The 24,875-nt window shown below is 63.6% G+C and carries 25 protein-coding genes; 14 read left to right on the forward strand and 11 right to left on the reverse strand.

Features of this window, described 5'->3' with window-relative positions; genetic code table 11:
- Positions 1–38: 38 nt before the first annotated feature.
- Together HCN50_RS29410 and HCN50_RS29415 are read right to left on the reverse strand one after the other, a co-directional pair.
- Positions 39–695 (reverse strand): outer membrane protein, encoded by a 657-nt coding sequence (locus HCN50_RS29410; RefSeq protein ID WP_171713373.1) that lies wholly within the window; start codon positions 693–695, stop codon positions 39–41.
- 381 nt (positions 696–1,076) lie between these two features.
- Complete coding sequence (locus HCN50_RS29415; RefSeq protein WP_171713374.1) at positions 1,077–1,400, reverse strand: hypothetical protein; 324 nt, start codon at positions 1,398–1,400, stop codon at positions 1,077–1,079.
- An 80-nt stretch (positions 1,401–1,480) separates the two neighbouring features.
- On the opposite strand from HCN50_RS29415, the gene HCN50_RS29420 reads away from it, so the two are divergent.
- From HCN50_RS29420 to HCN50_RS29435, 4 genes are all read left to right on the forward strand, one after another.
- Complete coding sequence (locus HCN50_RS29420; RefSeq protein WP_171713375.1) at positions 1,481–2,254, forward strand: AAA family ATPase; 774 nt, start codon at positions 1,481–1,483, stop codon at positions 2,252–2,254.
- A 137-nt stretch (positions 2,255–2,391) separates the two neighbouring features.
- Positions 2,392–2,718, forward strand: coding sequence for a PRC-barrel domain-containing protein (locus tag HCN50_RS29425; protein WP_171713376.1), 327 nt, complete (start codon positions 2,392–2,394; stop codon positions 2,716–2,718).
- A gap of 185 nt (positions 2,719–2,903) precedes the next feature.
- The gene (locus HCN50_RS29430; RefSeq protein ID WP_171713377.1) at positions 2,904–3,446 is read left to right on the forward strand and encodes an SRPBCC family protein; all 543 of its coding nucleotides are present in this window, start codon (positions 2,904–2,906) and stop codon (positions 3,444–3,446) included.
- A 2-nt stretch (positions 3,447–3,448) separates the two neighbouring features.
- Positions 3,449–4,390 carry a YVTN family beta-propeller repeat protein gene (locus HCN50_RS29435; RefSeq protein WP_171713378.1) on the forward strand — a complete coding sequence of 314 codons (942 nt, stop codon included), beginning with the start codon at positions 3,449–3,451 and terminating at the stop codon, positions 4,388–4,390.
- A 125-nt stretch (positions 4,391–4,515) separates the two neighbouring features.
- On the opposite strand, the gene uvrA is transcribed toward HCN50_RS29435, so the two are convergent.
- The 3 genes from uvrA to HCN50_RS29450 form a co-directional block, all read right to left on the reverse strand.
- Positions 4,516–7,500 carry an excinuclease ABC subunit UvrA gene (gene uvrA, locus HCN50_RS29440; RefSeq protein WP_171713379.1) on the reverse strand — a complete coding sequence of 995 codons (2,985 nt, stop codon included), beginning with the start codon at positions 7,498–7,500 and terminating at the stop codon, positions 4,516–4,518.
- A gap of 260 nt (positions 7,501–7,760) precedes the next feature.
- On the reverse strand, positions 7,761–8,444 hold the full coding sequence (locus HCN50_RS29445; RefSeq protein ID WP_171713502.1) for an outer membrane protein: 684 nt from the start codon (positions 8,442–8,444) through the stop codon (positions 7,761–7,763).
- Positions 8,445–8,674: 230 nt separating this feature from the next.
- Positions 8,675–9,463, reverse strand: coding sequence for an outer membrane protein (locus HCN50_RS29450; RefSeq protein ID WP_171713380.1), 789 nt, complete (start codon positions 9,461–9,463; stop codon positions 8,675–8,677).
- Between the two features lie 515 nt (positions 9,464–9,978).
- Between HCN50_RS29450 and HCN50_RS29455 the strand changes: the two genes are divergently transcribed.
- The 4 genes from HCN50_RS29455 (at position 9,979) to HCN50_RS29470 (ending at position 14,629) form a co-directional block, all read left to right on the forward strand.
- On the forward strand, positions 9,979–10,458 hold the full coding sequence (locus HCN50_RS29455; protein ID WP_171713381.1) for a single-stranded DNA-binding protein: 480 nt from the start codon (positions 9,979–9,981) through the stop codon (positions 10,456–10,458).
- A 169-nt stretch (positions 10,459–10,627) separates the two neighbouring features.
- Positions 10,628–11,026: a DUF2306 domain-containing protein gene (locus tag HCN50_RS29460; protein WP_171713382.1), complete on the forward strand. Its 399-nt coding sequence runs from the start codon at positions 10,628–10,630 to the stop codon at positions 11,024–11,026.
- A 190-nt stretch (positions 11,027–11,216) separates the two neighbouring features.
- A complete protein-coding gene (gene gyrA / locus HCN50_RS29465) occupies positions 11,217–13,946 on the forward strand; it encodes a DNA gyrase subunit A (RefSeq protein ID WP_171713383.1) in 2,730 nt (909 codons plus the stop codon).
- Positions 13,947–14,119: 173 nt separating this feature from the next.
- Complete coding sequence (locus HCN50_RS29470) at positions 14,120–14,629, forward strand: hypothetical protein (RefSeq protein WP_171713384.1); 510 nt, start codon at positions 14,120–14,122, stop codon at positions 14,627–14,629.
- 52 nt (positions 14,630–14,681) lie between these two features.
- Here HCN50_RS29470 and HCN50_RS29475 read toward each other — a convergent pair whose 3' ends face one another.
- From HCN50_RS29475 to HCN50_RS29490, 4 genes are all read right to left on the reverse strand, one after another.
- Positions 14,682–15,353 carry a hypothetical protein gene (locus tag HCN50_RS29475; protein WP_235977293.1) on the reverse strand — a complete coding sequence of 224 codons (672 nt, stop codon included), beginning with the start codon at positions 15,351–15,353 and terminating at the stop codon, positions 14,682–14,684.
- Positions 15,354–15,624: 271 nt separating this feature from the next.
- Positions 15,625–15,975 (reverse strand): DUF6665 family protein, encoded by a 351-nt coding sequence (locus tag HCN50_RS29480; protein ID WP_171713386.1) that lies wholly within the window; start codon positions 15,973–15,975, stop codon positions 15,625–15,627.
- Positions 15,976–16,069: 94 nt separating this feature from the next.
- Positions 16,070–17,407 carry a 3-carboxy-cis,cis-muconate cycloisomerase gene (pcaB, locus tag HCN50_RS29485; RefSeq protein WP_210265156.1) on the reverse strand — a complete coding sequence of 446 codons (1,338 nt, stop codon included), beginning with the start codon at positions 17,405–17,407 and terminating at the stop codon, positions 16,070–16,072.
- Between the two features lie 215 nt (positions 17,408–17,622).
- Positions 17,623–17,880: a hypothetical protein gene (locus HCN50_RS29490; protein WP_171713388.1), complete on the reverse strand. Its 258-nt coding sequence runs from the start codon at positions 17,878–17,880 to the stop codon at positions 17,623–17,625.
- 266 nt (positions 17,881–18,146) lie between these two features.
- Here HCN50_RS29490 and coaD point away from each other — a divergent pair, with 266 nt between their 5' ends.
- From coaD to HCN50_RS29520, 6 genes are all read left to right on the forward strand, one after another.
- A complete protein-coding gene (coaD, locus tag HCN50_RS29495; RefSeq protein ID WP_171713389.1) occupies positions 18,147–18,644 on the forward strand; it encodes a pantetheine-phosphate adenylyltransferase in 498 nt (165 codons plus the stop codon).
- Between the two features lie 50 nt (positions 18,645–18,694).
- Positions 18,695–19,237, forward strand: coding sequence for a peptidylprolyl isomerase (locus HCN50_RS29500; RefSeq protein WP_171713390.1), 543 nt, complete (start codon positions 18,695–18,697; stop codon positions 19,235–19,237).
- A gap of 4 nt (positions 19,238–19,241) precedes the next feature.
- On the forward strand, positions 19,242–19,682 hold the full coding sequence (locus HCN50_RS29505; protein ID WP_376700338.1) for a UCP034077 family protein: 441 nt from the start codon (positions 19,242–19,244) through the stop codon (positions 19,680–19,682).
- Entirely contained in the window at positions 19,658–20,122 is a 465-nt protein-coding gene (locus HCN50_RS29510; RefSeq protein WP_171713391.1) for a peptidylprolyl isomerase, read from the forward strand. The genes HCN50_RS29505 and HCN50_RS29510 overlap by 25 nt, the downstream gene beginning before the upstream one ends.
- A gap of 110 nt (positions 20,123–20,232) precedes the next feature.
- Positions 20,233–21,309 carry a tRNA preQ1(34) S-adenosylmethionine ribosyltransferase-isomerase QueA gene (queA, locus tag HCN50_RS29515; protein WP_171713504.1) on the forward strand — a complete coding sequence of 359 codons (1,077 nt, stop codon included), beginning with the start codon at positions 20,233–20,235 and terminating at the stop codon, positions 21,307–21,309.
- 178 nt (positions 21,310–21,487) lie between these two features.
- On the forward strand, positions 21,488–22,789 hold the full coding sequence (locus HCN50_RS29520) for a PQQ-dependent sugar dehydrogenase (protein WP_171713392.1): 1,302 nt from the start codon (positions 21,488–21,490) through the stop codon (positions 22,787–22,789).
- Positions 22,790–22,963: 174 nt separating this feature from the next.
- Here the strand turns inward: HCN50_RS29520 and HCN50_RS29525 are convergent, their stop codons facing one another.
- Together HCN50_RS29525 and HCN50_RS29530 are read right to left on the reverse strand one after the other, a co-directional pair.
- Positions 22,964–23,989: an aspartate-semialdehyde dehydrogenase gene (locus tag HCN50_RS29525; RefSeq protein WP_171713393.1), complete on the reverse strand. Its 1,026-nt coding sequence runs from the start codon at positions 23,987–23,989 to the stop codon at positions 22,964–22,966.
- A gap of 241 nt (positions 23,990–24,230) precedes the next feature.
- Positions 24,231–24,836 (reverse strand): PepSY domain-containing protein, encoded by a 606-nt coding sequence (locus tag HCN50_RS29530; RefSeq protein WP_171713394.1) that lies wholly within the window; start codon positions 24,834–24,836, stop codon positions 24,231–24,233.
- Positions 24,837–24,875 lie beyond the last annotated feature (39 nt).

The following is a 24,875-nucleotide window of genomic DNA, read 5'->3' on the forward strand; positions in this document are numbered from 1 at the left end:
GGGTGGGCACGCTTGCGCTCTGCCCACCTCTACATTCTTCACCTGAAGTGATAGTTCACGCCAACCTTGATGGTGTGGAAGTCGACGGTGCCGGAGTCAAACACGTCACCGCCCAGATTGTAGGTCTTGCTGCCGAGGCTGGTGTACATGTATTCGCCTTTGGCCGACCAGTTCGGCGTGAACAAATATTCGAGGCCACCGCCGATGGTGTAGCCGGTATGAGTCTGGCTATCCGAAATCGTCATGCCGAGCGCTGAAACGGAGTCCTTTCTGTTGGCCCACGCAAAACCACCCTTGGCGTAGATCAGGGCCGCATCCATCGCGAAGCCGGCGCGCCCGGTCACACTGCCGAACGAGTTGATCTTGATTTCCTCCGTGGCCAGGACGCCGCCGCCGATGTCTGCGGTGAGGCTGTCCTTGATGCCGGAGCCGGCAGCATCCACTTCGACACCGAAAACAAACTGACTGCCCGGGAATTGCCAGTTGTAGCCGACGGTGCCGCCACCGAAGCCGCCGCTACTGTTCTCGCTGTCCCAGCCATAGCCGCCCATCGCGCCGATATAGAAGCCGGACCAGTTATACGCCGCAACTACCGCCGCCGGGGGCGCCTTGGCGTAGGGCCGCGCCGCCATGTCGGCAGCCGAGGCCGCGGTCGCGACCGAAAAGGCCGCACCAGCTAAAAGTAGTCGTTTCATTTCTTGTCCCCTGAAGTTGAACACTCGTATAACCCCCTGCAGGCCCGATGGCGGACCGATTGCACCGGCACGGTGACGTATCGTTTTCGAAAAAGCGGGCGCGAATGCGCCCCCAAAGAGCCGTCCGCTAGCGACGTTTGCGCGGATGTGAGAACGTCGCTCGCAGGTTGACCATACGACATCTATGCCGGCAAAAATTGGACCGAAGCACGACCGCGCATTGGCGCGGGCAGGTTGCTATTTCGACGGCAGTGCGGCGACGAGTGGTGCGGAATACGTTCTCGATTTGCGCGAGAGGTGAGACGATTGTGTTCGTTTGATCGAGGATGTTTGTGTTTGTGCATGCGACTGTTCGGTGCTCACCGGCGATCGACGCTTGCCTCACCGTAGCTTGCGAACGTGAACGTTGATGTCGAGATCGATATCGCTGACGCACCTCTGCGTCGTGCGATGCGAGCCGCCTTCGTGGCAGCGGCCCTCGCGCGCGTGTGCATTTCTGACATTGGCCAATTTCAGGCAGCGCCATTGCGGCAGCGGGCCACTACTTTCGCCGGCGAACTGCCAGGCCAGCACGACCTCTTCGCCGCTCTTGTTGGTGCCGAGGATGTGCGGGCAGAGCTCGCGCAAGCGGCCGTCATAAAGGCAGACCACCTGCTGCGCGCCGAGGATGGCGTTGCGGAAGAGCGTGTAGGTGTCGCTCGGCATTGGCGCGTACGATTTAGGATTGTATGGTATTCCCTGTATAACCAGAACGAACGGCTTTGTTTCCGAGAGATTTGAACCCAATGGCCTTCAAACGTAACCGTGCGATCAACCTGCCGGCGCCGTACCTGAGGCGTATCTGGCTGGAGCCAGCGCGTATCACCGATCGCGAGGCGTATCCGTTCTGCCTGCCGTTGCTGCGCGACGATTTCGACCTGAGCTTCGACCGCGCCATTACCATCATCGTCGGCGAGAACGGCACCGGCAAATCGACGCTGCTGGAAGGCATCGCGGCGCTGGCCGGCTATGACGAGGCCGGCGGTGGCAAGGGATACATGCCGGTCGACCATTCATGGGCGCTGGAAAAGATGGGGGGCCAGTTGTCGAGCGCGTTGCGGGCGAGTTGGCTACCCAAAATCACCAATGGTTGGTTCTTCCGTGCCGAAAGCTTTTTCTCAGTCGCCCGCTACCTGGACCAGATGGCCCAGCAATATCCGCTGGGAGGCCCGCCGCCCGACTTCCTCTCCCATTCCCATGGCGAAGGTTTTTTGCGCTTCTTCGAGGAACGCTGCCAGAAGCAGGGCATCTTCATCTTCGACGAACCGGAATCGGCGCTCTCACCGGCGCGGCAGATGGAGTTTTTGAAACTGATGCGGCGGATGGAGAATATCGGCCATTGCCAGATCATCATGGCCACGCATTCACCTGTCCTGATGGCCTATCCGAACGCGACGCTGCTGCGGCTGACAAAGCACGGGCTGGAGCCGGTGACGGTGCGCGAGACCGATCACTACAAGGTGCTGCGCGAATTTTGCGACGATCCGGACGGGTTTGTGGAAGCGGCGATCGAGGAGTGAGGGTACTTTGGGTGGGTAGAGCGCAAGCGCTCCACCCATCCCGCACTGCTGCAGACTTTTGTCGCAGGTTGGATCACCCAAGCCGGACGCAGTTGTGCTATTATGCCGAACGAATAATGGAAAGCAGGGAGGTCACCATGCCTCATACCCTGGTGCCCAGCGATCGCGTCGAGCGCGTGAGTGTCTATGGACGCGACGGCGCAAAGCTCGGCTCGATCGAGCGGCTGATGCTCGACAAGGTGAGCGGAACGGTTGCCTACGCCGTGATCAAGACCGGCGGGCTGCTCGGCAGCCACCATCATTGTCCGATCCGGTGGGACGCGCTCCGGTTTGATCCCGCCCGTCAGGCCTACCAGACCGACGTGACGCTGGACGATCTGCACAAGGGCCCGTGCGAGCTCGACGACGACGCCTTCGACTGGGGCGACCGCTCGCGACCGCATCCGCACTACTGGACGGTGTAGCAGCGCGCCACGTCACGGCAGCGTTTTCCTCGGCGTAGGACCCGCGTGGCTGCCGAGGAACAGGCCGGCCAACGTCGCGACCCTTTCCCGCGATGCCACGAACCAGCCTTCTTTGGCACGAAAATGCGGAAGCGATATCGCCACCGCGCGCCGGCGCGGGGCCAATGAAACCGTGGGGAAACGACATGCGAGTGACGATTGCAAGGGTGAGCGCTGTGGTGATGGCGCTGGCGGTAATGGGGGCCGCCTGGGCGCACGGGCCGACCCGGCAGAAGGTGCGGGAATCGATCGAGATCAACGCCGCGCCGGCCAAGGTGTGGGCGGCAATCGGTAATTTCCAGGACATGAGCTGGTTGCAGCCGGTCAGCAAGACCGAGGGCACGAAAGGCAACGAGATCGAGGCGACACGGCGCTTGACGCTGGCTGATGGCGCGACCATCGACGAGGAGCTCTACAAATACGATGCCGAGAAGATGACTTATTCCTACCGGATCACCGCCGTCGACGTGAAGGTGCTGCCGGTCACCAACTACTCCTCCACGCTGACAGTGTCGCCGAGCGCCGACGGCAAGGGCAGCGTCCTAGAATGGGCCGGCGCGTTCTATCGCGGCTTTCCGAACAACGACCCGCCGCCGGAACTGAGCGATGAAGCCGCCGTAAAGGCGGTGAGCGGGCTTTATCGCGGTGGCCTCGAGGCGCTGAAGAAGAAGATCGAGAGCGGAAGCTGATCGTGCGGGCCATCGTGCTGGCGGCCGCGGTCGCCAGCATTGGCACGGCTTGGACCGCCCGGGCCGAGGAGGCGTTCATCACCAATCAACTCAGCGAAAATCTCACCATCGTTGATATCGCGACATCGCGGCCGGTCGCGACCATCGCGATTGGCGGCAAGCCGGCGGGTGTCGCCCTCACGCTGGATGGACGCTTCGCCTTTGTGACGAGCCCAGACGCCAAGGCGGTTACCGTGGTCGATGCCGCCGCACGCCGGGTCGTCGGCAAGATCACCGTCGGCGGTGGCCCGCTCGGTGTCGCCGTGGCGCCGGATGGCGCTGCGGTCTATGTCGCCGACTGGTATGGTGCGGCGGTACGGATGATCGATCCGAAACAGCAGCGCGTGATCGCCGATATCACGGTTGGCGCGTCGCCCTCGGGGCTGGCCGTAACGCCGGACGGACGGCTCCTGCTCTCGGCGGACCGCGATGCCGACAGCGTGTCCGTCATCGATACCGCAACGCGCGAGCGGCGGGCCACCATCAAGGTCGGGACGCGGCCGTTCGGCATCACCATCGATGCGGAGGGGCGGCGCGCTTACACCGCCAATGTCGGCTCGAACGACGTCTCCGTGATCGATATCGCCGATAACAGGGAGATCGGGCGCGTGAAGACGGGGCTGCGCCCCTATGCGGTGGCACTCGCCGAGGGCCGCGGCTTCGTCTCCGACCAGTATGACGGCACCGTCACCGTGTTCGATCTCGCCACGCTGGCACAGGTGAAGCGCATCACCGTGGGCGACTATCCGGAAGGGATTGCGGCGACAGCGGACGGCAGGCAGATCATCGTGGCCAATTGGGAGAGCAACTCGATCAGCGTGATCGATGCGGTTGAGCTGAAGGTGACCGGCGAGATCAAGGTCGGCGACGGACCGCGGGCGTTCGGGGCGTTCTTGCGGCGGTAGATTTCGTGGAGGCGCGTATGGCAGGTGAGCCGACGGCGTCGCCCGCTGCTCGGGCCGAAAGAAGTGGCGGATTACGCTTCGCTAATCCGGCATCGCTTTGCTGCACCCATCCCACGTCGACGTCGTTACTCCGCCGCCTCGCTCGCAGCTCCGCTCTTTCTTGGCTTGCCCTCCGCCTTCTTCAGCACCGGGGCCAGGAACTTGCCCGTATAGCTTCGCGGCGCCTTGACGATATCCTCCGGCGGGCCCCAGGCGACGATTTCGCCGCCGCCGTCGCCGCCTTCGGGGCCGAGATCGATCACCCAGTCAGCGGTCTTGATGACCTCCAGATTGTGCTCGATCACGACCACCGTGTTGCCTTGGGCGACCAGCTCGTGCAGCACTTCGAGCAGTTTTGCGACGTCGTGGAAGTGCAGGCCCGTCGTTGGCTCGTCGAGGATATAGAGCGTGCGGCCGGTGGCGCGCTTTGACAATTCTTTTGCCAGCTTGACGCGCTGGGCTTCGCCGCCGGACAGCGTCGTCGCCTGCTGGCCGACATGGATGTAATCCAAGCCGACGCGGTGCAGCGTTTTAAAAGTCTCGCGAACGCGCGGGACGGCCTTGAAGAATTCGGCCGCTTCCTCGACCGTCATGTCGAGCACATCCGAGATCGACTTGCCCTTGAACAGGACTTCGAGGGTCTCGCGGTTGTAGCGCTTGCCCTTGCAGGTGTCGCAGGTGACGTAGACGTCGGGCAAAAAGTGCATCTCGATCTTGATGACGCCGTCGCCCTGGCAAGCCTCGCAGCGGCCGCCCTTGACGTTGAAGGAGAACCGGCCGGGCTCGTAGCCGCGCGCCTTGGCTTCGGGCAGGCCGGCGAACCATTCGCGGATCGGGGTGAAGGCGCCGGTATAGGTCGCGGGGTTGGAGCGCGGCGTGCGGCCGATCGGCGACTGGTCAATGTCGATGATCTTGTCGATATGCTCCAGCCCCTCGATGCGATCGTGGGGCGCGGCGCCCTCGCTGGCATTGTTGAGCTTGCGGGCGATCGCGCGGTAGAGCGTGTCGATCAGCAGCGTCGACTTGCCGCCGCCGGAGACTCCCGTCACGCAGGTGAACAGCCCCAGCGGGATTTCGGCCGAGACATTTTTCAAATTATTGCCGCGGGCGTTGACGACCTTGATGGTGCGCCTGTGGTTCGGTGGCCGGCGCTCGGGGATCGGCACCGACAATTCGCCCGTGAGATATTTGCCGGTCAGCGATTTCGGATTGCGCATGATGTCGGCGGGCGTGCCTTGGGCCACGATATTGCCACCGTGCATGCCGGCGCCGGGGCCGATGTCGAGCACGTGGTCGGCCAGCCGAATGGCGTCCTCGTCGTGCTCGACCACGATCACGGTATTGCCGAGGTCGCGCAGCCGCTTCAGCGTATCGAGTAGCCGCGCATTGTCGCGCTGGTGCAGGCCGATCGAAGGCTCGTCCAGCACGTAGAGCACGCCGGTCAGCCCGGAGCCGATCTGGGAGGCGAGGCGGATGCGCTGGCTCTCGCCGCCGGACAGCGTGCCGGAGGAGCGCGAGAGCGTGAGATAGTTCAGGCCGACATCGAGCAGGAAGGACAGCCGCTCGCGGATCTCCTTCAGGACGCGCGCGGCGATCTCGTTCTGCTGGGCGTTGAGCGCCTTCGGCACGCTTTCGAACCATTCGCCGGCGCGCTTCACCGAGAGCTCGGAAATCTCGCCGATATGCTTGCCGTCGATCTTGACGCAGAGCGCCTCCGGCTTGAGCCGATGGCCCTTGCAGGCCTCGCAGGGAATATCGGAGAAATACTTTGCGAGTTCCTCGCGCGCCCATTCGCTTTCGGTCTCGCGGTAGCGGCGCTCGAGGTTGGTGATGATGCCCTCGAACGGTTTCTTGGTGTCGTAGGAGCGCACCCCATCTTCATAGGAGAACTTGATCTCGTCGTCGCCTGAGCCATGCAACAGTGCGGCCTGCGTCTTCTTCGGCAGGTCCTTCCATTTGGTGTCGAGCGTGAACTTGTAGAATTTGCCGAGCGCGGTCAGCGTCTGGATGTAATAGGGCGAGGACGACTTGGCCCAGGGCGCGATCGCGCCCTTGCGCAAGGTCAGTTCCTTGTCGGGGATGACGAGGTCCTCGTCGATGTGCTGCTCGACGCCGAGGCCGCCGCAGGCGGGGCAGGCGCCGTAGGGATTGTTGAACGAGAACAGCCGCGGCTCGATCTCTGGGATCGTGAAGCCGGACACCGGACAGGCAAATTTCTCCGAGAACAGAATCCGCTCCGGCCCGCTCTTGTCGTGGATTTTTGCAGTCTTCTTGTCGGATTTCTTCTCTTCTGCAGCGCCCGCCGGGGGATCGGCGTATTCGATGACGGCGAGCCCCTCGGCGAGCTTCAGCGCGGTCTCAAAGCTTTCAGCGAGGCGCTGGCCGAGATCGGGACGGACCACGATGCGGTCGACCACGACGTCGATGTCATGCGGGAATTTCTTGTCGAGCGTCGGCGCCTCCGACAATTCGTAGAATGTGCCGTCGATCTTGACGCGCTGAAAGCCCTTCTTGAGCCATTCGGCGAGCTCTTTCTTGTACTCGCCCTTGCGGCCGCGCACGACCGGCGCCAGCAGATAGAGGCGGGTGCCCTCGGGCAGCGCCAGCACGCGGTCGACCATCTGCGAGACGACCTGGCTTTCGATCGGTAGTCCCGTGGCGGGCGAATAGGGCACGCCGACGCGCGCCCAGAGCAAGCGCATGTAGTCGTAGATCTCGGTGACGGTGCCGACGGTGGAGCGCGGATTCTTCGAGGTCGTCTTCTGCTCGATCGAGATCGCAGGCGACAGGCCGTCGATCTGGTCGACGTCCGGCTTCTGCATCATCTCCAGGAATTGGCGCGCATAGGCGGAGAGCGATTCGACGTAGCGGCGCTGTCCCTCGGCATAGATTGTGTCGAAGGCGAGCGAGGATTTGCCGGAGCCGGAGAGGCCGGTGAACACGACGAGCTTGTCACGCGGAATCTCAAGATCGACGTTCTTGAGATTGTGCTCGCGTGCCCCGCGGATGGTGATCGCACGCGATGCGGAGCCGACGTTCTGTTGGCGCTTCGCCCTTAGCACTTCATCCATATCGGCATTTCCAGGCGCGCAGGTCGCGCACCAAGTTGGGCGCGCATGGCCAGGCGAGAAACCCCGATCAGGCGCCGATGATTGAAAGCCGGAACATAGGAAGAACGGTAGCGAATTTCCAGTGCCGCGCGCGAATCATCAACGGATTGTTTTGCCGATGGCAGCAGGCGTCAGCAGGGCGAGCGGGCGCAGCAGAACGTTCGCCAAACAGAAAGGCCGGCGCGAGGCCGGCCCTTCGAGACTCGATGACGGAGCGGCGATCAGTACTTGGCGACGATCGGGCCACCGAAGTGATAGTTCACGCCGACCTGGACGCTGTGCAGCTCGAGCGTTCCAGAGGGAACACCGAAATAGTTCTCGCTGCCGAGGCTGCGGAACAGGTATTCGCCCTTGACTGACCACTGCGGAGCGAAGAATGCTTCGATACCCGCGCCGACGGTCCAGCCAGAGTGGAAGTGGCTCTCAGACGCCGTCACGCCGAGCGTGGCGACGCTGATCTTGTTGTCGATCCAGGCATAGCCGCCGGTGCCGTAGAACAGGACCTTGTCGACCGCGAAGCCTAGGCGGCCGCGCACGGTCCCGAGCGCGTCGATCCGCGATGTGGTGGTCACCGGAATAAGGAGGCCGCCAATCGCCACCACACCGGTGGCCGAGGCATTGACGTCGGCCCAGCCGCCGTCGGCCTCAAGGCCGAACACGAAGTTGTTAGTCTGCCAGTTGTAGCCGATCGTGCCCCCGGCGAAGCCGCCGCTCATCTTTGGCGTCGCGTCGCTATTCTCGCTGGCATAGCCACCGAAGCCGCCGATGTAGAAGCCGGTCCAATTATAGACGGCAACAGGAGCGGCCGGCGCCTTGGTATAGGGCCTTGCAGCAAGATCGGCGGCGATCGCGGGCGCCATCCCAAGCGCGATCAAGCAAGTGGTGGTCAGCAGAATTTTCTTCACTTTGTTTTTCCTTTCGCGGCTCTCCAACGCAAACTTCCTCAGCCGTCAATTTGAGGTTGCCGCGGCATATAGCGCGAAGTTCCTGCAAAATGCTGTCGCTGAAAAACCACATAGGCGGCAAATGTAGGTACAATGCAACCGCTGCGAGTGGTGGTCGTGCCGTGCTGCAACCAAACAAAAAGGCCGGCGCAAGGCCGGCCTTTCCGTATTCCGCTTTGCTGTCGCAGCGATCAGTACCTCGCGACGACCGGGCCGCCCCAGCGGTAGTTGATGCGGACAGTGGCGAGATCCACGTCCTGGTCGATGCGACTAGTCCTCGAGAATGAGCCGGCCGGAGCACCAGCAAAGTTGCCGGATGCAGCAAAGTCGACGTCGCGGTCACCCATGAACAGGTGGTTGTATTCAAATCCAATCGACCAGTTCGGGGCGAAGCCGAACTCGAGACCGGCGCCAACGACGCCGCCCCAACGCGTTTCCTTGGCGCTGTCGACAAGAAGCCCGGTCGCGGTTTCGATACCCCTGTACTTGTCGCTGGTCACGGCCGCGCCGCCCTTTACGTAGAGCAGGACGTTGTTCCAGGCATAGCCGACCTGACCGGTGATCAGTCCGAACGCGTTGATCTTCGACTCATTCTGGATGGTGCTGAAAGGGGTGAAAAAGGCCAGACTTGTATTGGAGCCCTTGAAGTCAGCCCAGTTGCCTTGCCCTTCCAGACCAAACACCCAGGTGCCGGCTTGCCAGCGGTAGCCGAGTTGACCGCCGGCGGTGGCGCCCGTTGCGTCATGGCAGCCCTCGGCCAAGGGCGAAACGAAAGGACCGATGACGTCGGCGGTGAGATCCCAGCACTTGTGGCTCGAACCCCAGCCGCCGTTGGCGCCGATGTAGAAGCCGCTCCAGTCGTACACGGCGGCAACCGGGGCAGGCGGCGCCTTGGTGTAAGGACGCGCCGCAAGGTCGGCGGCCGCCGCGGGAGCAGCGAACGCGATGAGAGCAACTGTACTCAGCAGAAACTTCCTCATGGACTATCTCCAACTTCGTCCGCTTCCCGTGGGTCCCCGAAGCGTTTGGTGGGTGACGCGAGCGCCGCGCCGTTGCTCAATTTCTATATCGCGACTCGCGTGGAAATAGCGTCTCCCGAATGCAACAGTGGCGAGCCAAATGTATGAGCCCAAGCCGATGATTTGCTTGGTATAATTGGAACCAGGCCGGGAACTTTCGGGTTCCATCCCTTCGACTTTCGGGTTCCCCGTGGGTTCCCGGGGATCGCTTAGAGGTTGCAAAGCTTCGGCTGGGGCACACAGGAGGCGTCGGCCGGAACAAAGCTGGAACATGTGCCGGGGCGCTGCTATATGTGGATAACCGCCGACTTGCCGAGGGATCGCCAAGTCAGCGGGGCCTGCGAGCGTATAGGGTCGGCTCAGATGTCCGGAAACGGACGAATGGCGGACAAGCGACAGGTCAAGAATTGAAGCCTACCGGCGCGGAAGCGGCCGGATCAGGGATTTTTGCCGGCGATATTGAGTGGAGAGCGGCGATGGCGGGAAGCGTGAACAAGGTGATTCTGGTCGGCAATCTCGGCAAGGATCCTGAAATCCGGCGGACACAGGATGGGCGGCCGATTGCCAATCTGAGCATCGCCACCTCGGAAACCTGGCGCGACAAGGCCACCGGCGAGCGCAAGGAAAAGACCGAGTGGCACCGCGTCGTGATCTTCAACGAGGGGCTGTGCAAGGTCGCTGAGCAGTATCTGAAGAAGGGCGCCAAAGTTTACATCGAGGGCCAGTTGCAGACGCGCAAATGGACCGACCAGAGCGGCGTCGACAAATACTCGACCGAAGTCGTGCTGCAGGGCTTCAACTCGAACCTGACCATGCTCGACGGACGCGGCGGCGGCAGCTTCGGTTCCGACGAAACAGGCGATTTCGGCTCCAGCGGTCCGGTCAGCTCCGCGCCGCGGCGGCCGGTGGCGGCCGGCAGCCGCAACAGCGACATGGACGACGATATCCCGTTCTGAGCGCGAAGTCGGCCGGCGGATCGCATTTCCAGTAGAGCGTCAATGCTTCGACTTATTTCGCACCGAACGCCTTCACGCGTCAGAACTTGACAGTGGAAACATTGATGTAAATACTCGTTACATGGTGCAGGAGCGCTGCATCGGACACCGCGATCGCCGGGAGTTCCAGATGTCGCTCGCACCACTGCTGGATGCCGCTCCCGCCATACCGGTTCATGCCTTTGCCGCGATGGCCGCGTTTGTGCTCGGCATCGTTCAATTGGGCGCGCCAAAGGGGACGCTGCCGCACCGGATGGTCGGTTGGATCTGGGTAGGCCTGATGCTCGTCGTCGCCGCCAGCTCGTTCTGGATCCACCAGATCCGGCTGCTCGGCCCCTGGAGCCCGATCCATCTCCTATCAGTCGTGGTTCTGGTGATGCTGCCGATCGCCGTCATCGCGGCACGCCGGCACAATGTGAACCGCCATCGCAAGACGATGATCGGCATTTTTGCCGGCGGATTGGTCATCGCCGGGCTGTTCACGTTCGTCCCGGGGCGGATCATGCACGCCGTGCTTTTTGGCCAGTAGCGGGTTGCGGAAAGAGGCCTCCGGCGACGCTGTTTCGAGCCCTCAAACCACAGCTCCGCGGATCTCTCGCCGATCCTGTAAGTCTATGAAAAAACGAGCGGAAAAACGTCTTCCCTTGAGCTCTTCGGGGTGGTGATCGGGGCCTCGATGCGCTATATGATTCTCACCTGAGAACTGACTGGATTCCCCTTTGTCCGACCACGAAGACGACAAGCCCGGCGAGCCGCCGGAGCCCTCCGACATCCGTCCCGTTTCCATCCTCGACGAGATGAAGCGCTCCTATCTCGATTACGCCATGAGCGTGATCGTGGCGCGGGCGCTGCCGGATGCGCGCGACGGGCTCAAGCCCGTGCATCGCCGCATCCTGTATTCGATGTACGAGCAGGGGCACACGCCAGATAAGAAGTACGTCAAATCCGCGCGCGTTGTCGGTGACGTGATCGGTAAATACCATCCGCACGGCGACCAGTCGATTTACGACGCGATGGTACGGATGGCGCAGGATTTCTCCATGCGCGTGCCGCTGATCGACGGCCAGGGCAATTTCGGCTCGGTCGACGGCGATCCGCCCGCGGCCTATCGATATACCGAAGCCCGTCTGACCCGGTCGGCACTGGAAGTTCTTGGCGATATCGACAAGGACACCGTCGATTTCCAGCCGAACTACGACAATTCCGAGAAGGAACCGTCGGTTCTGCCGGCGAGGTTCCCGAACCTGCTGGTGAACGGTGCCGGCGGCATCGCGGTCGGCATGGCGACCAACATCCCGCCGCATAATCTCGGCGAAGTCATCGACGCCTGCGTGGCGCTGATCGACAATCCCGCCCTCGGCATCGATGATCTCATCAACATCATTCCGGGGCCGGATTTCCCGACCGGCGGCATCATCCTCGGCCGCCAGGGCATCCGCTCGGCCTATCACCTCGGCCGCGGCTCGATCGTGATGCGCGGCAAGGTCACGATCGACACCCTTCGCAAGGATCGCGAAGCGATCATCATCACGGAAATTCCCTATCAGATAAACAAGGCCACCATGGTCGAGCGCATCGCCGAATTGGTGCGCGAAAAGAAGATCGACGGCGTCGCCGACCTGCGCGATGAATCCGACCGCGACGGCTTTCGGGTCGTCATCGAGTTGAAGCGCGAGGCGATGGCGGACGTCGTGCTGAATCAGCTTTATCGCTTTACGCCGCTGCAGACGAACTTCCCGGCCAACATGCTGGCGCTGGATAACGGCCGCCCGCAGACGATGAACCTGAAGGACCTGCTGACGCTGTTCATCGCATTCCGCGAGCAGGTCATCACCCGCCGGACCAAGTTTCTGCTCAGCAAGGCCAGAGATCGTGCCCACATCCTGGTCGGCCTCGCGATTGCGGTTGCCAATATCGACGAGATCATTCGCGTCATCAGGACCTCGCCCGATCCCAACACCGCGCGCGACACGCTGATGTCGCGAGACTGGCCGGCCCGCGATGTGGAAGCGATGATCACGCTGATCGACGATCCCCGGCATCGGATGTCGCCCGACGGCACTGCGCGGCTGTCGCTCGAGCAGGCCAGGGCGATTCTCGATTTGCGCCTGCAGCGCCTGACCGCGCTCGGCCGCGACGAAATTTCCGCAGATCTCGATAGGCTCGCGGTCGAGATCGCTGACTATCTCGATATCCTGCGCTCGCGCGCGCGTGTGCAGGCCATCGTCAAGAGCGAGCTCGGCGCTGTGAAGGACGAATTCGCCACGCCACGCAAGACCGTGATCGTCGAGCAGGAAGGCGAGGTCGAGGACGAGGACCTGATCCAGCGCGAGGACATGGTGGTCACGGTCTCCCACGCCGGCTACGTCAAGCGCGTGCCGCTCTCGACCTATCGGGCGCAGCGGCGCGGCGGCAAGGGCCGCTCCGGCATGCAGACCCGCGATGAGGATTTTGTCAGCCGCCTGTTCGTGGCTTCGACGCACACGCCGGTGCTGTTCTTCTCCTCGCGCGGCCAGGTCTACAAGGAAAAGGTCTGGCGGCTGCCGATGGCGGCGCCCAACGCGCGCGGCAAGGCGCTGATCAACATCCTGCCGCTGGAGCAGGGCGAGCGCATCACCACCATCATGCCGCTGCCGGAGGACGAATCCTCCTGGGGCAATTTCGACGTGATGTTCGCCACCACCGGCGGCACCGTCCGCCGCAATAAGCTTTCCGACTTCGTAGACGTCCGCCGCTCCGGCATCATCGCCATGAAGCTCGGGGAGGGCGAACAGATCGTCGACGTGCAGATCTGCACCGAACACGACGATGTGCTGCTGACCGCGGCCGGCGGCCAGTGCATTCGCTTCCCCGTCGCCGACGTGCGCGTCTTCACCGGCCGCACCTCGATGGGCGTGCGCGGCATTGCGCTCGCCGAGGGCGACAAGCTGATCTCGCTGGCGATCCTGCGCCATGTCGAGGCCACTTCGGAGGAGCGGACGGCCTACCTGAAGATGCGCCGCGCGGTCGCCGGCGAAACCGCGGCGGAAGAGCCTGTTGATACGGAGGGCGAGGAGACGTCGGGCTCGCTCCAGCTCTCGCAGGAGCGCTACGCCGAAATGTCGGCGCAGGAGCAGGTGGTGCTGACGGTTTCCGTCAATGGCTACGGCAAGCGCACCTCGTCCTACGAATATCGTACGACCGGCCGCGGCGGCAAAGGCATCGTTGCGATGAGCGTCAACAATCGCAACGGCAAGCTGGTGGCGTCATTCCCGGTGGAGCATGCCGACCAGATCATGCTGGTCACCGACAAGGGCCAGCTCATCCGCTGCCCGGTCGAGGACATCCGCATCGCCGGCCGCTCGACGCAGGGCGTCATCGTGTTCGATACGGCAGAAGACGAGCACGTGGTGTCCGTCGAGCATATCGGCGAAGACGGCGAGAACGGTGTAAACGGGAACGGCGGTTAGCGCCGTGCATGTGTAGCCCAGGTGGAGCGGAAGCGAAACCTGGGTTACGAGCTGGACATTCACACCGGCGCGCTGCGTCAGGCTCCGCTCGCGGTAAACCAGACATTAACCATAGCTCGATACCATCTGCTCAGTCCGGGTGGTGACCGTCCGGCCAAACGGGAGCGAATGTCATGCCCGTCGAGATGCTGACGTATGCCGACCTGGGAGAGAGGCTCAAAATTTCCCCGGAGGCCGCGCGTGCACTGGTGAAACGACACCGCTGGCCGCGCTCGCGCTCCAACGACGGCAAGACGCTTGTCCAGGTCGATCTCAGCGAGTTCAGCCACTCTCCGATATCCCGTCCGCCGCAAACGCAGGCCGGTCACCAGGTGGTCACCGCCCTGAAGCAGCAAATCGAGACCTTGCAGGCCGAGCTGGCAGAGATGAAGGTGATCGCCGCCGGCCATCGCGGCGACTTTGAAAGAGAATGCGAACGCACCAACAAGCTCCTGGCCGAACTGCTGAAGGTCAGCACGGAAAGCGTCGGAGCCCGGGAGAGGGCAGCTCTGCTCGAAGGCAAGCTATCGATGCTGACGCAACCTTGGCGCCGCCGGCTGGTCGATGCCTTCACCCTTGCCCTGCCACAGGTCGCCTCCAGCCCTCGCGAGAGCGCCGGCCCGATAGCCCAGTCGCAGAATTGAACTGGCTTGCCGACGTGTCGCGCTGAGAGCTGTTTGACCCTCAGCGTATCCATCAATGGCGGCGCAACAGCACGGCCTCCCGAAGGGGCTGGCTCGCGCCCAGGACAGCGGCGAGGCCCAACGCCATCAGCAGCACGCCAAGCCAGGTTGCCATCGAGCCCCACCCGTCATCGGCCGCCTCGGCGATAGGAGCGGCGACCGGCGCGGCCGCAGGCGCGGAGCTGGCAACCACGTCGCTTTGCACCGGAGCGGCTGCCAGAAGCGTTTCCGCGTCGAGCCGCCGCGGGGTGGGCTGGTCAGGCGTGAGCTGATCGGTCGCGCGGTTGGCGACCGACGGCGCGAAGGCCGCCGCCGCCGAAACTGGGGCGGAAACCGCATCAACCACCTTGGGCTCGGGCACGGGCCGAGTCGGCTGAGACGTTTCCGCGGGTTGGGAGCGCAAAAGCTCCGCACGCGCATCCATGACCGCCTTCTGCTTGCGCCGCGCGGTGGCCTCATTCTCCTCGGCAGCCGCAACACGATGCTTCGCGATGCGGTGACGGGCCTGCTTCACCGTCGCGGTCCCCTCGGCAGCCTGGAACCAGCATTTGCGGCGCCCCTCGGAACGATAGACCCAGCGCTGCCCCTCCGCCGTCGACGTACCGGGCCGCGGCAAGCATTCCCTTTCGCTTTCCTTGGCAGCCGGCGCCTCGGTGATCGTCGGGGTAGGGGAGACGTTGAACAAGTCAGTAAGAGGAGTCGAGGACGCAGGCGAAGTCGGGAGACCTGCGAGAAGGACAAAGGCGGCGACGCAAGATCGCAAATGACCGGACATGGGACCCCCGTTGTTACGCCCCACCCGGCGCCACCTTTGGCCGCGACCTAGGTCACAATGCGACTCAAATCCGGCAAGGCGGTGGATTCATTCTGGCCCGGAAACGAGAATGTGGAGCCCGGTTCCGGTCCTTGCAGCCGCGCAAAAGGTGTCCGAGTGGCTTCTTACCCGTCTCGGTAAGTCATGTTGCTGACAGCATCGATGTGGCGGAGACCGCTCCCATGCACTGCTGCACCTCGCCCGGCACGTCATAGTCGCGCATGACAGTGCGGCTGTCGCGCAAGCCACACGCCTCTCGCTGCACCACGAACATCCAAAGCGCGTGGCCGGCCTCATTCACCAGGATGCGCCGTGCCTGCCGCGCTGACGCCGGCGCGTCCGAGCGCGGATGGGCGGCATCGAACTGCCGCAGCCTGGCGAGGGCTGCTTCCAACGCTCTTCCCATCCGTCCGAGGGCAACGGCCTGCTCCTGGGCGATCTCATAGTCGAGAACGTCGACGGGAGAGCGATCAAGACGAAAATCGCGGGACATGGAAATATATATAGCGTCACACGGGTCGCATACGCAACGCTGCCCGTTACTGCAGCGTCTTCTCGCTTTGTCGTCGGGTGGTTGTCGCGGCCATCTATCGTTTGCTTTGACGCGCGAGCACGCGATCCACCATCGCTCCGGCCGTGCCGAGATAGTTCGACGGCTCGCACAAGGCGGCGAGCCGATCGCGCGGCAGGGCGGACGCGATGGCCGGGCGTCGCAGCAAGGCATCGAGCAGCGCGTCGCCATGGTCGAACGCGTAGCGGCAGGCAGCATAGACCTCGTCATGCGCGGTCTGGCGGCCAAGTGCGGGCGCAAGCCCCATCATCACAGCTTCGGCGACGATCAGGCCGCGCGTGGAATCGAGATTTCGCTGCATCGCTGCGGGATCGACGATCAGGCCGGACAGCATGAATTGCGCCTGCGCCAGCGAGCCGGCGGTCAGCAGACAGACCCGGGGCAAAGCGAGCCACTCGCAATGCCAGGGGCCGGTGGCGCGCTCGAGATCCTGAACCATCGCGTCGAGCATGAGCGAAGCGGCGTCGCGGGATGCCTTCGCGTTGGCCAGCAGGATTTCCGAGGAGATCGGGTTGCGCTTCTGTGGCATGGTCGAGGAGGCGCCGCGATGCGAGGAGAACGGCTCGAACACCTCGCCGATCTCGGTCGCCATCAGGATCATGACGTCGTAGCCGATCTTGCCGAGCGCGCCGCAGATCACCGCCAGCGCCTGGGCCAGCTCCACCAGCCCATCGCGGGCGACGTGCCAGGTGATATCGGGTTCAGCCAGATCGAGCGCTCGCGCGTAAGCCGCACGCACCTCCAGGCCGCGCTCGCCGAGTGAGGCCAGCGTGCCCGCTGCGCCGCCGAGCTGCGCCTGAAGCGCGCGTGGTTTGGCCTGCGCGAGCCGTTCGGCCGAGCGCTGCAGCGCCGACAGCCAGACCGCCGCCTTGTGGCCGAACGTGATCGGCAGCGCCTGCTGCAGATGGGTTCGTCCGGCCATCACCGTATCGCGGTGGAGGCGGGCGAGATTGGCGAGCGTCGTCATGACCTCGGCGAGCTGGACATCGATCAGCACAACCGCTTCGCGCAGTTGCAGCACGGTCGCGGTATCCATGATGTCCTGGGTGGTCGCGCCCCAATGCAAATAGCGGCCGGCCTCGCCGAGTTGCTCCGATAGCTGGCGGACCAGGCCTACGATTGGGTAGCCGACATTCTCGGTGTCGCACTTCAACTGTTCGATGTCGAGCGCGATCGCAGGCGCCTGGCGCGCGATCGTCTCGGCTGCCTCGGACGGAATCACGCCGGTTTCGCCTTGCGCGGTGGCAAGCGCCACTTCGGCCTGCACATAGGCCCGGAGCTGCGCGTCGTCGGAAAACACCGCCCGCATCGCCGGCGTCGAGAACACGTCGCGATAAAGGGCGTTGTCGAACATCGTGCTGGCCACGCGCTGGTTTCCTTCCTGTTGGTATGTCCGGCCATCTGAGTGACATGTACAAATCCGTCAAGCGCGGCCGTGGAGACTTCGTACTCCAGTCAAGGGAGTGCGAGAACTGCACGGGCCGGAAAACGCCGGTGGCGAGCAGGGGGGCATCCCTGCTCGCCACGAGAGCGTTCCTTGGAGGTGCGGTCGGAACGAAAATTGCGCCGTTACGGGGTACGGTCGGCGGTAACCAGGCGAGCTTCCTTCACCACGGACCTGGAGCCGGCGGTGCGCAGGCAGGAGGCTTCGAAATTCGGCCAAGCCTGCTGCGAGCAATCCTTGCCGACGGTGCGGATGTCCAGGCGGTCACCCTTGGCAAGCGCCTGCGGCACGCTGGCTTCGACCTGCGGGGCAAAGCCGGGCAGTACGGTCAGCGCGGCGGCAATGAACGCGGCAGCAGCGATGGCAGAAAAAGCCTTGATCATGACGGTCCCCTGTCGTGGGCCTTCGTGGCCCGTCGTTTCGTTGGGCGAACTTGTAGGGAGCGCAAGTTTCCGGCCGTCTTCGCGGGCGCGGAAAATGGTTTCTTCCCGGCCGGGTTTTGTTTCGTCGGCGCGAGCGGGATGAAACAATCCATCTTGCGGGACGCGCCGAAGTTGGAACCGGCCATTGGCCGACCATGGGGCCGCTGGCGCGGATACGGGAACCGGTTCGGCTTGCCGGGCCGGCCGGGCCGCGGTAGGAGGAGACTATGTCCCGTATCGCCCTTTATCCCGGTTCATTCGATCCCATCACCAACGGCCACCTGGACGTGCTGCGGCATGCCGTGGCGCTGTGCGACCGCCTGATTGTCGCCATTGGCGTTCATTCGGGCAAAAAGCCGCTGTTTTCGACCGAGGAGCGGCTCGACATGGTTCGGGAGGTATGTGAGCCGATTGCGAAAGATGCCGGCTGCGCTTTCGACTGCACCACCTACGACAACCTCACCGTAGCCGCGGCGCGGCAGGTCGGCGCGACCATCATGATTCGCGGCCTGCGCGACGGAACCGATATGGACTACGAAATGCAGCTTGCCGGCATGAACGAGGTGATGGCGCCAGAGGTGCACACCGTATTCGTCCCGGCCTCCCCCGCGGTCCGCCCGATCACCGCCACGCTGGTGCGCCAGATCGCCGGCATGGGCGGCGACTTCTCCGCCTTCGTGCCGCCCCAGATTGCCGCGAGGCTGAAGGCCAAGTTCGCGGCTTAACGCGCTTCATGCGCGCCATCCTGTTTTCACATGACATGACCGGAGCTTTCATGATCCGAATTCTCGCCGTTCTCGCCGCGCTGTTTGTTGTGGCTCCAGCGATCGCGCAGCCACTGCCCGCTGGTCTCGACAAGGCGAATGCGATCGTGATCGACACCACCAAGGGCCGCATCGTGATCAAGCTGCGGACCGACATCGCGCCCCAGCATGCCGAGCGCATCAAGCTTTTGGCGCGCGAGGGCTACTACAACAACGTGCCGTTCCATCGCGTGATCGAAGGATTCATGGCGCAGACCGGCGACGGCAAGAATTTCAACGGCACCGGCGGATCGAAATATCCGAACCTGCCGGCCGAGTTCTCCAACGTGCCGTACAAGCGCGGTATCGTCGGCATGGCGCGAACGAGCGATCCCAACTCGGCGAATTCGCAGTTTTTCATCATGTTCGCCGAAGGCGCGTCGCTGAACGGCAAGTACACCGTGATCGGCGAAGTGGTGTCGGGCATGCATGTCGTCGACAAGATCAAGCGCGGCGAACCGGTCGTCGACCCCGACAAGATGGTGAAGGTGCAGGTCGCATCCGACATCAAGTGAGGTCATGACGGCCGCGCGCAGCAAGCCATCGCTTTGGTTTGCCGCCGTTCTGATGTGGCTGGCCTCGGCGCCGCACGCCTCGGCCCAGCCGCAGCAACTGGATACCCTCAAGGATGTCTTTGCCAAACTGTATTCGTGCTGGCAGCCGCCGCCTTACTCGCGCGCCAACCCGATGGACATCACCGTTGTCGTGAGCTTCAACCGCGAAGGTGCCATTCTCGGGCAACCCAGGATTACCTATGAATCCGGAAACCCCAGCGATAATGACCGGGTCCAGTACCGGATTGCCGTCATGGAAACATTGCAACGCTGTACGCCGTTGCCATTTACCGAGGGACTGGGCGGTGCGGTTGCCGGCCGGCCCTTCGCGGTCACTTTCAGAACCCGCAAACGTTCACCCAAACCAGAAGAGAAAAGAGCATGGCTGATACAGAAAATACTTTGATCCTTGAAACCACGCAGGGTCCCGTCACCATCGAAATGCGCCCCGATCTGGCGCCGGGCCACGTCGCGCAGATCAAGAAGCTGGTACGTGACGGATTTTACGACGGCATCGTGTTCCATCGCGTGATCGAGGGTTTCATGGCGCAGACCGGCTGCCCGCACGGCACCGGCACCGGCGGTTCCGGCAACAAGCTGAAGGCGGAGTTCAACAAGGAACCGCATGTGCGCGGTACCGTCTCGATGGCCCGCGCCGCCAATCCGGATTCCGGCGACAGCCAGTTCTTCATCTGCTTCGATGATGCCTCCTTCCTCAATGGCCAGTACACGGTCTGGGGCAAGGTCACCTCGGGCATGGAGAATGTCGACAAGATCAAGCGCGGCGAGCCGGTGCAGAACCCGGACAAGATCGTCAAGGCGCGGATGGCGCTCGACGCAGCTTGACTTCACCCTGTTATTCCGGGGCACGCGAAGCGTGAACCCGGAATATCGAGATTCCGGGTTCGCATCTTCGATGCGCCCCGGAATGACGCCAAGTGAGGCGCACCGGCGCCATGCGCACCGATCTCTTCGACTTCGAACTTCCCGCCACGAGCATTGCGCTCCGGCCCGCCAGCCCGCGCGATGCCGCGCGCATGCTGGTGGTGCAGCCTGACGGCGTGCTGCGCGACCGTACCGTCGGCGAACTGCCGCAGTGGCTGGAGCCAGGCGATCAGCTCGTCGTCAACGACACCAAGGTAATCTCCGCTCAACTCAAGGGACGCCGTATCGGCCGGGAGACCGAGCCGAAGATCGAGGCGACGCTGATCAAGCGGCTGGACGGCTCGCGCTGGCGCGCGCTGGTGAAGCCCGCGAAGAAGCTCGCACCCGGCGACATCGTCCGCTTCGGCAACGAAGGCAAGGTTTGCCTGCTTGGCCATCTCGACGCCGAGGTCGAGGCCAAGGGCGAGGAGGGCGAGATCACGCTGTCGTTCTCGTTTCATGGCCCGGCGCTGGATCAAGCGATCGCCAATCTCGGCACGCCGCCGCTGCCGCCTTACATCGCCTCCAAGCGCACGCCCGACGATCGCGATGCCGCCGACTACCAGACCATGTTTGCCGCGAATGAGGGCGCCGTCGCGGCGCCGACGGCGGGACTGCATTTCACGCCTGAGCTCGAAGCGGCGCTGCGCCGCCACGGCGTCGGACTGCATCGGCTGACCCTGCATGTCGGGGCCGGGACCTTCCTGCCGGTCAAGGTGGAGGAAACTTCCGAGCACAAGATGCACGCCGAATGGGGTTCGATCTCGCCCGATACCGCGGCGGCGCTGAATGCCGCGCGCACCAGCGGTGGCCGTATCGTTGCGGTCGGCACCACGTCGCTACGGCTACTCGAGAGCGCCACGACGGAAGATGGCACGATCCAGACGTTCGATGGCGAGACTTCGATTTTCATCACGCCGGGCTACCGCTTTCGCGCGGTCGACATCCTCATGACCAATTTCCATTTGCCGCGCTCGACACTGTTCATGCTGGTGTCGGCTTTCTCGGGGCTGGAGACCATGAAGCGCGCCTATGCGCATGCGATCGCCGCCGGCTACCGGTTCTATTCCTACGGGGATGCCTGCCTGCTGTTTCGTGCGCCGGATTGAGACCAAGCCGACCGTCTTCGCTTGAAAAAGAGGCCCGCCAATTGGGCGGGCAAAGGTTCAGGGAGGAAGCGCTCTGACAATGAAGCGCACCATCTGTTTCTTTGATTCGGCTGATGCCGCCAAGATCGTATAAATACCGTCTCGGCGCATCGGTGCGTGGGAATAACAGGGGTCTTGCATGAGCTTTTCCGGGATTTTTGCGCGAATGGTCGCGCTGGTCGGCGCCGTTGCGCTGCTGTGGCGCCGCCTGCAGGGGGCCGCGCCCAAACCGGCCTGGGGCCATGCGCCGGCTATTCCGGCGGCGAAACCGCAGGGCGCCATCCCGACGCTCAAGATGCCGACGGCCCAGGGTTGGAGCGACGGGCAGATGCCAACCGCGGCGCCCGGGCTCAAGGTCAACGCATTTGCGAAAGATCTCGACCACCCGCGCTGGATCAACGTGCGGCCCAATGGCGACGTCCTCGTCGCGGAGGCGACGCAGATCGCCGGACCGCCCCGGAGCGTATTCCACTATGCGATGCAGGCGACCATGCGGCGTGCCGCGGCGCTCGGCGTCAGCGCCGACCGCATCACGCTGCTGCGCGATCGCGATGGCGACGGCATCGCGGAGGGGCGCGAGATTTTCATGGAAGGGTTGAGCCAGCCGTTCGGCATGGCGCTGGTCGGCGACACCTTCTATGTCGGCAACACCGACGGCGTGGTCGCTTTTCCCTACGCCGCGGGAGCGGATCGCATCACTGCCGAGGGGCGGAAACTCGTGACGTTCAAGCCCGGCGGGCATTGGACGCGGAGCCTGCTGCCGAGCGTGGACGGCAAAAAACTCTATGCCGGCGTCGGCTCGCTCAGCAACATCGCGGAGATGGGCATGGACGTTGAAGAAGGCCGCGCCGCGATCTACGAACTCGATCTCGCCAGCGGCACCAGCCGCATCTTCGCCAGCGGCTTGCGCAACCCCGTGGGCCTTGCGTGGGAGCCGAGCACAACCGTGCTCTGGACCGTTGTCAACGAACGCGACGGCCTCGGCGACGAGACGCCGCCGGACTATCTGACCTCAGTGCGCGACGGCGGCTTCTACGGCTGGCCATACTGCTACTGGGGGCAGACGGTGGACGACCGCGTGCCGCAGGATGCGGCCATGGTCGCGAAGGCGATTACGCCGGACTATGCGCTCGGCGGCCATACGGCTTCGCTCGGCCTGTGCTGGATGCCAGCCGGCACGCTGCCCGGTTTTCCTGACGGCATGGTGATCGGCCAGCACGGCTCCTGGAATCGCAGCACGCTGAGCGGCTACGCCGTCGTCTTCGTGCCGTTCGAGAACGGCCGTCCCTCCGGCCCGCCGCGCGATATCCTGACGGGCTTTCTCGCGCCCGACGAGAAGGTCTCGTACGGAAGGCCGGTCGCCGTCACACTCGGGCCTGATCGTTCGCTGCTGGTGGCCGACGATGTCGGCAACGTCATCTGGCGCGTGACGGGAGCGTAGGTGCCAGAGGGTGGGCAAAGGCGCGCAAGCGCCGTGCCCACCATTCACTTCCGTCAGACCTCATACCTGAGGAGCCGCGTAGCGGCGTCTCGAAGGATGAATGGCATTGACCGGGCCTCGTGGTTCGAGACGGCGCTACGCGCCTCCTCACCATGAGGGTCTTAGTCGTCACCTTCACGCCATCGCGCGCTGTGGCAATAGCTCCGCGATCTGGATCGCATTCAGCGCAGCGCCCTTCAGCAGTTGGTCGGCAGAGACGAACATCGAGATCGAATGACCACTAGCGTCGCTGAGATCCTGGCGGATGCGGCCGACCAGAACGTCGTCCTGGCCTGACGCATCGATCGGCATCGGGAAGTAGTTGTTGGCGCGATCGTCGACGATCCTGACGCCCGGCGCTTCCGACAGGATGGCGCGGACATCATGCTCGGTGATCGGCTTTTCGCATTCAAAGGTGATCGCCTCGCAATGGGCGCGCAACACCGGCACGCGCACGCAGGTGACGCCGATCGCGATTTGATCGTCCTCGAAGATCTTGCGGGTCTCCTTGATGACCTTGTTCTCTTCGTCATTGTAGCCCGTCTCGGGATCGATCGCCGTGTTGTGGCTGAAGACGTTGAAGGCGTAGGGGAGCGGGATCACCTTGGGCGTGAACGGCCGGCCGTCGAGATAGGCGCGAGTCGACTCCACGAGCTCTTCCATGGCGGCCGCACCCGCGCCGCTCGCCGCCTGATAGGTCGAGACGATCATGCGCTTGATGCGGTTCTGGCGGTGGATCGGCCACAGCGGCACCAGCGCGGTGATGGCCGAGCAGTTCGGGTTGGCGATGATGCCCTTGTGGTCGCGGATGCGGCCCGCGTTGATCTCGGGGATCACCAACGGGACGTTCGGGTCCATCCGGAAGGCAGAGGAATTGTCGACCACGACGGCGCCGGCCTTCACGGCTGCGGGCGTGAACTTGCGTGAGATGCTGCCACCGGCCGAGAACAGCGCGATGTCGACGCCTTCGAACGACTTTTCCGTGAGCTCCTCGATCACGATCCGCTCGCCGCGGAATTCGATGGTCTTGCCGGCGGAGCGGGCGCTGGCCAGCGCCTTGAGCCTGCGGACGGGAAAGTTGCGCCTGTCCATGGTGGCGATGAATTCGGCGCCGACCGCGCCGGTCACGCCGGCAATGGCTACAACGGGTTCGTGGCTCACGGGTCTATCCTCCTGGTTCGAGCATTTTGCGGGCAATAAAAAAGCCCCGGTCCTTTTCAGGCGGGGCTGCGGTTTGGATGATGCGGTCGTTCGACTACGCGCGCACGGCTCCCCAGCCCCCGGAGGGTGCTTTGGTTTTCGCGGTCGCTTTGGTCGAAGTCGTCATGGCGCGGACTTATGCGGCAGCTTGGTGCTGTCGTCAACGGCTTTTAGCCCGATCCGGGCTGCAACAGATACACCGTCATCGCCGCCTTGCGGCGCCAGGAGGCTCAAGGATCACCTCCTTCAGGTCGCTGCCGCTCATGACAACGATCGCGAAATTTAGCCGGCTGCGTTGGCGGACCAGGCCACCACTGATGGCCTTGCCGGACGCCGCCTGCTCGGCCACACGAACGGCGTCGGCCAAGCGGTGCCGGATCGTTTTGAGGGCTGCGAGGTTGCTGCGGTCCTCGGCATCGAGCTCTTTCAAGGGCAGGGCGGCCTCGCCGCCGACGATCTTGCCGGTCGTGGCGTCGATGACGTGTTGCCAGACGCGGTCGTTGTGAAGGGTCTTTACCCGGTAGACCGGTGAATCCGGCGCGCCGTCGAAACTGACATCAGCGGTTGTCGCGCCGGCATGCAGGGCTTCAGCAATCGCCATCGCCTGGCTCAGTGAGACCGCTGACCCACGGAAGAGCTCGAGCTCACGATTGATTGCCTGCTGGTCGGACGCGGCATCGTCGTCGACCTCATTGCGGAGCGAGGCCGGCTCGCCGGTCGACGACGCGGTGGCGTAGACCGGGGCAGGGAGGATGATCGCCAGCAGGACGACCGCAAGCAACTGCGTGAAACATCTCGGCGTACGCATGTTTGCAGTCTCCATCCTTGAGGCCGTCTCTGCCGGCGG

The organism is Bradyrhizobium archetypum, from assembly GCF_013114835.1.
In the GTDB taxonomy this organism is placed as follows: Bacteria; Pseudomonadota; Alphaproteobacteria; order Rhizobiales; family Xanthobacteraceae; genus Bradyrhizobium; species Bradyrhizobium archetypum.

Bases quoted from the DNA above. Each gene is read 5' to 3' on its own strand.
- HCN50_RS29460 (WP_171713382.1), top strand. From the start codon at position 10,628: ATGTCGCTCGCACCACTGCTGGATGCCGCTCCCGCCATACCGGTTCAT.
- coaD (WP_171713389.1), top strand. From the start codon at position 18,147: ATGTCCCGTATCGCCCTTTATCCCGGTTCATTCGATCCCATCACCAAC.
- HCN50_RS29490 (WP_171713388.1), bottom strand. From the start codon at position 17,880: ATGATCAAGGCTTTTTCTGCCATCGCTGCTGCCGCGTTCATTGCCGCC.
- HCN50_RS29410 (WP_171713373.1), bottom strand. From the start codon at position 695: ATGAAACGACTACTTTTAGCTGGTGCGGCCTTTTCGGTCGCGACCGCG.
- HCN50_RS29450 (WP_171713380.1), bottom strand. From the start codon at position 9,463: ATGAGGAAGTTTCTGCTGAGTACAGTTGCTCTCATCGCGTTCGCTGCT.
- HCN50_RS29470 (WP_171713384.1), top strand. From the start codon at position 14,120: ATGCCCGTCGAGATGCTGACGTATGCCGACCTGGGAGAGAGGCTCAAA.
- HCN50_RS29420 (WP_171713375.1), top strand. From the start codon at position 1,481: ATGGCCTTCAAACGTAACCGTGCGATCAACCTGCCGGCGCCGTACCTG.
- uvrA (WP_171713379.1), bottom strand. From the start codon at position 7,500: ATGGATGAAGTGCTAAGGGCGAAGCGCCAACAGAACGTCGGCTCCGCA.
- HCN50_RS29425 (WP_171713376.1), top strand. From the start codon at position 2,392: ATGCCTCATACCCTGGTGCCCAGCGATCGCGTCGAGCGCGTGAGTGTC.
- HCN50_RS29415 (WP_171713374.1), bottom strand. From the start codon at position 1,400: ATGCCGAGCGACACCTACACGCTCTTCCGCAACGCCATCCTCGGCGCG.
- HCN50_RS29505 (WP_376700338.1), top strand. From the start codon at position 19,242: ATGACGGCCGCGCGCAGCAAGCCATCGCTTTGGTTTGCCGCCGTTCTG.
- HCN50_RS29520 (WP_171713392.1), top strand. From the start codon at position 21,488: ATGAGCTTTTCCGGGATTTTTGCGCGAATGGTCGCGCTGGTCGGCGCC.
- pcaB (WP_210265156.1), bottom strand. From the start codon at position 17,407: ATGTTCGACAACGCCCTTTATCGCGACGTGTTCTCGACGCCGGCGATG.
- HCN50_RS29480 (WP_171713386.1), bottom strand. From the start codon at position 15,975: ATGTCCCGCGATTTTCGTCTTGATCGCTCTCCCGTCGACGTTCTCGAC.
- HCN50_RS29510 (WP_171713391.1), top strand. From the start codon at position 19,658: ATGGCTGATACAGAAAATACTTTGATCCTTGAAACCACGCAGGGTCCC.
- HCN50_RS29500 (WP_171713390.1), top strand. From the start codon at position 18,695: ATGATCCGAATTCTCGCCGTTCTCGCCGCGCTGTTTGTTGTGGCTCCA.
- HCN50_RS29430 (WP_171713377.1), top strand. From the start codon at position 2,904: ATGCGAGTGACGATTGCAAGGGTGAGCGCTGTGGTGATGGCGCTGGCG.
- HCN50_RS29455 (WP_171713381.1), top strand. From the start codon at position 9,979: ATGGCGGGAAGCGTGAACAAGGTGATTCTGGTCGGCAATCTCGGCAAG.
- HCN50_RS29530 (WP_171713394.1), bottom strand. From the start codon at position 24,836: ATGCGTACGCCGAGATGTTTCACGCAGTTGCTTGCGGTCGTCCTGCTG.
- queA (WP_171713504.1), top strand. From the start codon at position 20,233: ATGCGCACCGATCTCTTCGACTTCGAACTTCCCGCCACGAGCATTGCG.